Annotated in this window: 5 protein-coding genes, 1 tRNA gene and 1 pseudogene; 3 read left to right on the top strand and 4 right to left on the bottom strand. The window is 76.9% G+C overall.

Features of this window, described 5'->3' with window-relative positions; translation table 11 throughout:
- Positions 1-271: 271 nt before the first annotated feature.
- Positions 272-892 (bottom strand): L-threonylcarbamoyladenylate synthase, encoded by a 621-nt coding sequence (locus WCS02_RS15615; RefSeq protein WP_340294888.1) that lies wholly within the window; start codon positions 890-892, stop codon positions 272-274.
- A gap of 76 nt (positions 893-968) precedes the next feature.
- On the opposite strand from WCS02_RS15615, the gene WCS02_RS15610 reads away from it, so the two are divergent.
- The gene (locus tag WCS02_RS15610; protein ID WP_340294886.1) at positions 969-2,855 is read left to right on the top strand and encodes a histidine kinase N-terminal 7TM domain-containing protein; all 1,887 of its coding nucleotides are present in this window, start codon (positions 969-971) and stop codon (positions 2,853-2,855) included.
- A gap of 43 nt (positions 2,856-2,898) precedes the next feature.
- On the opposite strand, the gene WCS02_RS15605 is transcribed toward WCS02_RS15610, so the two are convergent.
- The 3 genes from WCS02_RS15605 to orn form a co-directional block, all read right to left on the bottom strand.
- Complete coding sequence (locus tag WCS02_RS15605; protein ID WP_340294884.1) at positions 2,899-4,155, bottom strand: acyl-CoA dehydrogenase family protein; 1,257 nt, start codon at positions 4,153-4,155, stop codon at positions 2,899-2,901.
- A gap of 124 nt (positions 4,156-4,279) precedes the next feature.
- Positions 4,280-4,355, bottom strand: a tRNA-His gene (locus tag WCS02_RS15600).
- A 46-nt stretch (positions 4,356-4,401) separates the two neighbouring features.
- Positions 4,402-5,058, bottom strand: a complete 657-nt coding sequence (gene orn / locus WCS02_RS15595; RefSeq protein WP_340294882.1) for an oligoribonuclease — start codon at positions 5,056-5,058, stop codon at positions 4,402-4,404.
- Positions 5,059-5,238: 180 nt separating this feature from the next.
- On the opposite strand from orn, the gene WCS02_RS15590 reads away from it, so the two are divergent.
- Positions 5,239-6,384, top strand: coding sequence for a PrsW family intramembrane metalloprotease (locus tag WCS02_RS15590; protein WP_340294880.1), 1,146 nt, complete (start codon positions 5,239-5,241; stop codon positions 6,382-6,384).
- A gap of 235 nt (positions 6,385-6,619) precedes the next feature.
- Positions 6,620-6,817, top strand: a pseudogene (locus WCS02_RS15585) (hypothetical protein); the annotation flags it as partial.

Genomic DNA, 6,817 nt, shown 5'->3' with positions numbered 1-6,817 from the left:
GGCACGGGCGCAGGTCCCGTCGTGTCGCTCCCGTCGCGCCTGGCGCGCACGGGCGCCGAGGCGGGCGACGTGCTCCTCGGCGCGGTCGTGCTGGTCGCGCTGGGCGGCGGCCTGCTGGTCGTGTCCCGCCGCGGCGGGCTGCGGACGGCGAGGGGGCGCCACCGCGCCTGAGCGGTCGTGACGAGCGAGGGGGTCGTGCCCGGGTGACCGGGGACGGCCCCCTCCGTCGTCCCGCCGCGGCCGTGGGCCCGGCCCCACCGGGCGCCCGGGCCTAGAGGAACCGCGACGGGTCCCCGGCGCCCACCCGGACCACCTCGGGGACGCCGCCGGACAGGTCGACGACCGTGGTCGGCTCCGTGCCGCAGTCGCCGGAGTCCACGACGGCGTCGACGACGTGGTCCAGCCGCTCCTTGATCTGCCAGCCGTCCGTCATGGGGTCGTCGTCGCCGGGCAGCAGGAGCGTGCTCGACAGCAGCGGCTCGCCGAGCTCCCGCAGCAGCGCCCGCACCACCGGGTGCTCGGGGATCCGCACGCCCACGGTCTTCTTCCTCGGGTGCGCCAGGCGGCGGGGCACCTCCTTGAGCGCGGGCAGGATGAACGTGTACGGGCCCGGCGTCGACGCCTTGACCGACCGGAAGCCCCGGTTGTCCAGCTGCACGAGCTGGCCGAGCTGGGCGAAGTCGGCGCAGACCAGCGTGAAGTGGTGCCGGTCGTCCAGCGCACGGATCCGGCGGATCCGGTCGGGACCGGTCCGGGAGTCCATCCGGCACCCCAGCGCGTAGCAGGAGTCCGTCGGGTAGGCGACGAGGGCGTCGTCGCGGACCATCGCCACCACCTGGGCGATGCTGCGCGGCTGGGGGTCGTCCGGGTGGACGTCGAAGAACCGGGCCATGCCCCAGAGCGTGGCATCGGTGTGGTCCGGGGCCCCAGTCGTCGCGCCGCGGGGCCGGACCGACCACGATGGACCGATGGCGCAGGTCCTCGCGGGGCTCCTGGTGCTGGCCGGCGTCGCGCTGGCCGCCCAGGCGCTGTGGGCCGCCCGCCGCCGGCAGGTCCCCGAGGGCCGCCCGCTGGCCGCGGTGCTGCTCGCGGCGGCCTGGTGGGGGCTCGCGGGGGCGGTCGAGCTGTCCGTCACCGACCCGGCGACCCGGCTGCTGTGGGGCGACCTCAAGTACGCCGGGATCGTCCTGGTGCCGCCGACCTGGCTCGTCTTCGTCCTCGTCTTCACCGGGCGCCGGTCGTGGGTGTCCCGCCGGACCCTGGCGCTGCTCGCCGTCGAGCCTCTGCTCGTGCTCGGGCTGCTGGCGGTCCCGGACACCCACGACCTCATCCGCTCCGTGCCGCCCCCCACCGCGGCCGACCCGGTGCCGGTGGTGCGGACCGGCGACCTGTTCTGGGTCCACGCCGTCTACGCCTACGGGATGGTCCTGTGGGCCATGGTCGTGTTCATCCGCGGGCTGCTGCGGACCAGCCGCGCCTACCGGCGGCTGTCGGTCGCGCTCGCCGTCGCGGCGGTGCTGCCGTGGACGGCGAACCTGCTCTTCAACCTCGAGGTGGGCCCGTTCGCCCGCGTCGACCTCACCCCGTTCCTGTTCGTCGTCACCGGCGCCGTCGTCGTCCTGGGGCTGCTGCAGGGGCGCCTGCTCACCCTGGCGCGGGTGGCGCGGGACGTCGTGGTCGACGGGCTGCCCGACGGCGTGCTCGTCGTGGACCCGCTCGGCCGCGTGCTCGAGAGCAACCCCGCCGCGCGGGCGCTGCTCGGCGCGGCCGGCGGCCCGGGCGGGGGCGCCCATCCCGAGGGCGTCCCGGTCGACGTGCTGCTGCCCGACCACGCCGCCGGCGAGGTCGTGGTCGGCGGGGCGGACGGGGCCCGCACGGTCGAGGTGCGCAGCCGGCCGCTGCTCGACCGCTCCGGCACCCCCGCCGGGCAGGTGCTGCTGCTGCGGGACATCACGGCCCGCCGTGCCGCGGAGGAGCAGGTGCGGGTCCTGCTCGAGGAGCGGACGCGGGTGGCCGCGGCCCTGCAGACCGCCCTGCTGCCCGCGGTGCTGCCAGAGGTCCCGGGGCTGCTCGCCGGCGCCCTGTACCGCCCGGCGGGGGAGGGGCGCGAGATCGGCGGCGACTTCTACGAGCTGTGGCCGCTCGGCGACGGCCGCTGGTGCGCGGTGCTGGGCGACGTGGCCGGCAAGGGCGCCGAGGCCGCGGCGGTGACGGCGCGGGTCCGGTTCACCCTGCGCGCGCTGTCGGCCGACGCGGCCCGGCCGGAGCGGCTGCTGTCGGCGGTCAACACGGCGCTGTCCGACGAGGGCGACGACGAGCGGTTCTGCACCCTGGCCCACGTCGTCCTCACGCCGCACCCGGGCGGGGTGAGCGCCGACCTCGTCCTCGCCGGGCACCTGCAGCCGCTGCTGCGCCGGGCCGACGGCCGGGTCGAGGTGGTCGGGGTGCCGGGCACGGCGCTCGGCCTGGTCCCCGACCCCGTGCTCGTGCCGCAGCGGGTCGAGCTGGCCGACGGCGACCTGCTGTGCCTGTTCACCGACGGCCTCGTCGAGGCCCGCGACGCCGCAGGGGAGGAGCTCGGGACGCCGCGCGCCGCCGACGTCCTGGCCGCCGCCGACCCCTGCGGCGGGGGGCTCGGCCCGACGCTCGCCGCGCTGGAGCACGCGGCGCAGGCCTGGCACGGCGACCCCCGCCTGGCCGACGACCTCGCCGTCCTCGCCCTGCTCGCCGCGCCGGGGCACGGGGGCTCCAGGCCGGCCACCACCCTGCGCCGCCGGGCCGAGGACCGCGCGGTCGTCGGGGACTGCACGGCCGTCGGGGACCGAGCGGTCGTCGGGGGTCCCGCGGTCGTCTGAGCGGGGGTCCCCGGGCCGCCGGCCGGGCGTGACGTCCCGGCCGTCAGGCGAAGGCGGACATCCCGGTGATGCTGCGGCCGACGAGCAGGGCCTGGACGGTCTCGGTGCCCTCGTAGGTGTGGATCGCCTCGACGTCGGCGAAGTGCCGGACCACCCGGTGGCGCAGCAGGATGCCGTTGCCGCCGAGCAGGTCCCGCGCCTCGGTGGCGACGACCCGCGCGGTCCGGGTGGCCGTGTACTTGGCCAGGGACGCCTGCGCCCCGCTCACCGGCTCCTCCGCGGCGAGCCGGGTGAGGCTCATGAGCAGCGCCTGCACCGACGTCACGTGGCTGAGCATCCGGGCCAGGCGCTCCTGCACGACCTGCGAGGCGGCGAGCGGGCGCCCGAACTGCACCCGCTGGCGGGTGTAGTGCACCGCGGTCTCGTAGCAGGCGGTCATGTGGCCGAGCGCGGACCAGGCCACGCCGAGCCGGGTCGCGGCGAGGACGCGCGCGGTGTCGGCGAAGGTCTCGCCGCCGGGCAGCAGGGCGTCCGCGGGGACGGCCGCGCCCTCGAGGCGGACGTGGGCCTGCCAGATCGCCCGTAGCGCGACCTTGCCCTCGATGGTCTCGCCCCGGTAGCCGGGCGTGGTCTGGGGGACGAGGTAGCCGTGCACCTGGCCGTCGTCGCCCCGGGCCCACACCACGGTCACCCCGCCGGCGGAGCCGTTGCCGATCCACTTCTTCTGCCCGTCCAGGACGTAGCCGGCGTCCACCGTGCGCGCCCGGGTCTCCAGGCTCACCGAGTCCGAGCCGTGGGTGGGCTCGGTGAGGGCGAAGGACCCGAGCTCCGTCGCCGAGGCGAGCGGCTCGAGCCAGCGCTCCTTCTGCTCCGGCGAGCCGAGCATGGCGACCGTGCGCAGCGTGAGCCCGCCCTGGACGCCGACCATGGTGGCCACCGAGCCGTCGCCGCGGCTCAGCTCGTGCTGGACCAGGCAGGAGGCGAGCAGGCTCATCGGCGGGCGGCCCGGGACGTCGACGCCGTCGCGGACGAGGTCGAGCTCGCCGAGGCGGCGCAGCAGGTGCACGGGGTACTCCGCGCGGTCCCAGTACCCGTCGATGACCGGCAGCACCTCGTCCTGCACGAAGGCGCGCGCCCGGTCCCGGTAGACCAGGTCGTCGGCGGGCAGGCCGCGGAAGACGCCCGCCATGTCCGGGTCCAGCGGCTCGGTGAGCTCGTAGGCCACCTCCTCCGTGCCGACGCCGGCGTACTCGCGGGCGCGTGCGGCGGCGGGCAGGTTGGGTGCGGTCGGCGTCGTCATCGGGGCTCCTCGCGCTGGTCGTGCGGACGCGGGGCGGTCGCGTCGCTGCGGGGATCACGGTCGCACGGGGGCGGGCGGTACCGGGCGGCGGGCCAGGGCGTCGTCGCCCTGGCCCGTCGTCCGCTGGGGTGAGTGACGGGACTTGAACCCGCGACATCCGCCACCACAAGGCGGCGCTCTACCAGCTGAGCTACACCCACCACGGCCGGTGCACGCACCGGCTGCGTCGAGAAGTGTAGCCGCCCCTCAGGGGTGCGCTGCCAGCCCGGGAGCCCAGGACGGCACGGTGCCCGCGGGCAGCTCGTGCCGGGCCGCGATGACCTTGGTGGCGTCGCTGTCCGGGCCGGGCAGGGGGACGAAGACGGCCTCGCGGTAGAACCGGAGCTCGGCGATGCTCTCGAGGATGTCGGCCATGGCCCGGTGCCCGCCGTGCTTGGCGGGGGAGTTGAAGTGCACCCGGGGGTACCAGCGCTTGACGAGCTCCTTGATGGAGGACACGTCGACGACCCGGTAGTGCAGGTGCGCGTCGAAGGCGGGCATGTCCCGGGCGATGAAGCCGCGGTCGGTGCCGATGGTGCTGCCCGCCAGAGGTGCCCGCCCGGCGTCCGGCACCCACTGGGTGACGTAGGCCATGACCTGCGCCTCGGCGTCCTCCAGCGTGGTGCCCGCGTCGAGCACGTCGAGCAGGCCCGAGCTCGTGTGCATCGTCCGCACGACCTCGCGCATCTGCTCCAGCGACCCCGCCGGGGGGCGGATGACGACGTCGACGCCCTCGCCGAGCACCGTGAGGTCCCCGTCGGTCACCAGGACGGCGATCTCGACGAGGGCGTCGTCGACGACGCTCAGCCCCGTCATCTCGCAGTCCACCCAGACCAGCCGGTCCTTGCTCCCCGTGTTGCTCACGGACGCGAGCCTACGACGCCCCTGCGACAGGGCCCGTCCCGTCGTCCCCACCGGCGGGCCACGGCGCCCCGCCGCGAGCAGCACGCCGGCGGCGGGAGGCCGTGCCGGTACCGCCGCGCGCCGTCCACGGCCGCTCTGCGAGGAGCCGCCGAGCGCCGCCCCACCTCCTACCCTGCCGACATGGTCCACCCCCAGCCGCTGCCCGTCCCGGCCCCTCCCGTGCGTGGCGGCGGCCGCGCCGGCCAGGTGGTGCTGGCCGTCCTCGGCGGCCTGCTCGTCGTGGTCTGCGGCCTCGTGGTCACCGTCGTCGTGCTGCTGAGCGTCGGCCCGGAGGCCTTCGCCACGGCCCTGCTCGTCGCGGCGCTGCCCGTGCTGCCGCTGGTCCGGGTGTACGCCTGGCTCGACCGGTACGAGCCGGAGCCGCGGGGCATGCTGCTGTTCGCCTTCGGCTGGGGGGCCGCCGTGGCCACCGCGTTCGCCCTGCTGCTCAGCCTGCCGCCGACCCTTGCGGTGCAGGCGCTGGGCGGCGACGCCGACGTGCTGGGGGCCGTGCTCGTGGCGCCGCTGGTGGAGGAGGGGATCAAGGGGCTCGGCCTGGTGGCGGTCGTGCTCGTGGGCAGGCGGGGGCTCGACGGCCTCGTCGACGGCTTCGTCTACGCCGGCCTGGTGGGTGTCGGGTTCGCCTTCACCGAGAACATCCTCTACCTGGGCGAGGCGCTGCTGTCCGGCGGCAGCGGCGGGCTCGTGGCGACGTTCGTCGTCCGCGGGGTGGTGTCGCCGTTCGCGCACCCGCTGTTCACCGCGGCCACCGGTGTCGGGCTCGTGCTCGCCTCACGGCGCCGGGGGGCGGCCCGGCTGCTCGTGGCGCTCGCCGGCTTCGCGGTGGCCGTGCTGCTGCACGGGCTGTGGAACGGCATGGCCGTGGGCGGCACCGCGGGGTTCGCCGGGACCTACCTGACGATGTGGGTGCCGCTGTTCTGCGCCTTCGTCGCCCTCGCCCTGTGGGCCCGCGCGCGCCAGGCGCGGACCGTCCGGTCCGGGATCGCCCTGTACGCCCGGTACGGCTGGTTCTCCCCCGCCGAGGAGCAGATGCTCGTCTCGCTGCCCGCCCGCCGGCACGCCCAGCGGGTGGCCCGCCGGTCCGGGTCGGGACCCGCCATGCGGCGCTTCCAGACCGCGGCCATCGACCTGGCGCACCTGCGCGAGCGGGTCGGCGCCGGCACCGCGCCGTGGGACGCCGCCGCCCGCGAGCAGGACCTGCTCGGCCGGCTCACCGCCGCCCGCTCGGCGCTCGGTGCGCCCCCGGGCCTGCGCGAGCGCGCCTGAGCCGGCCCCTGGCCGCCCCGCCGGTGCCCGGTCTGTCCGGTCCGTCACCGGCGTGACCGGTCCGCGACCGGACCGGGACCGGATCGTGTCCTGGTCGGGGGATCCCCGCGGTGCCCGGTCGGGTCCCATGGGGTGACCGTGCCGCCGGGGCGCGGAGGGACGAGGTCGGGACATGCGGGACAGGGACGCCCGGGGCACGGCACGGACAGCAGCGACCGGCGGCAGGCGACGGGTCGTGGTCCTGCTTGCGCTGCTGCTCGCCGTCCTCCTCGCGGGCTGCGGCGCGGACGGCGCGGGGGCGACCGAGGAGCAGGCCGCGGGGTCGCAGGCCGACCAGGCACCCGGGGCGGTCGCAGGACCGGACGCCGGGGCGCCGGCGGGGGAGGCCGCGCAGGACGGCGCGGCGGGCGGCGCCGCGGACGACGGCGGTGGG

Origin of the sequence: Aquipuribacter hungaricus, assembly GCF_037860755.1 — a bacterium.
In the GTDB taxonomy this organism is placed as follows: Bacteria; Actinomycetota; Actinomycetes; order Actinomycetales; family JBBAYJ01; genus Aquipuribacter; species Aquipuribacter hungaricus.
The sequence above is the reverse complement of the archived record's forward strand: the minus strand, read 5'-3'. Positions and strand labels throughout refer to the sequence as shown.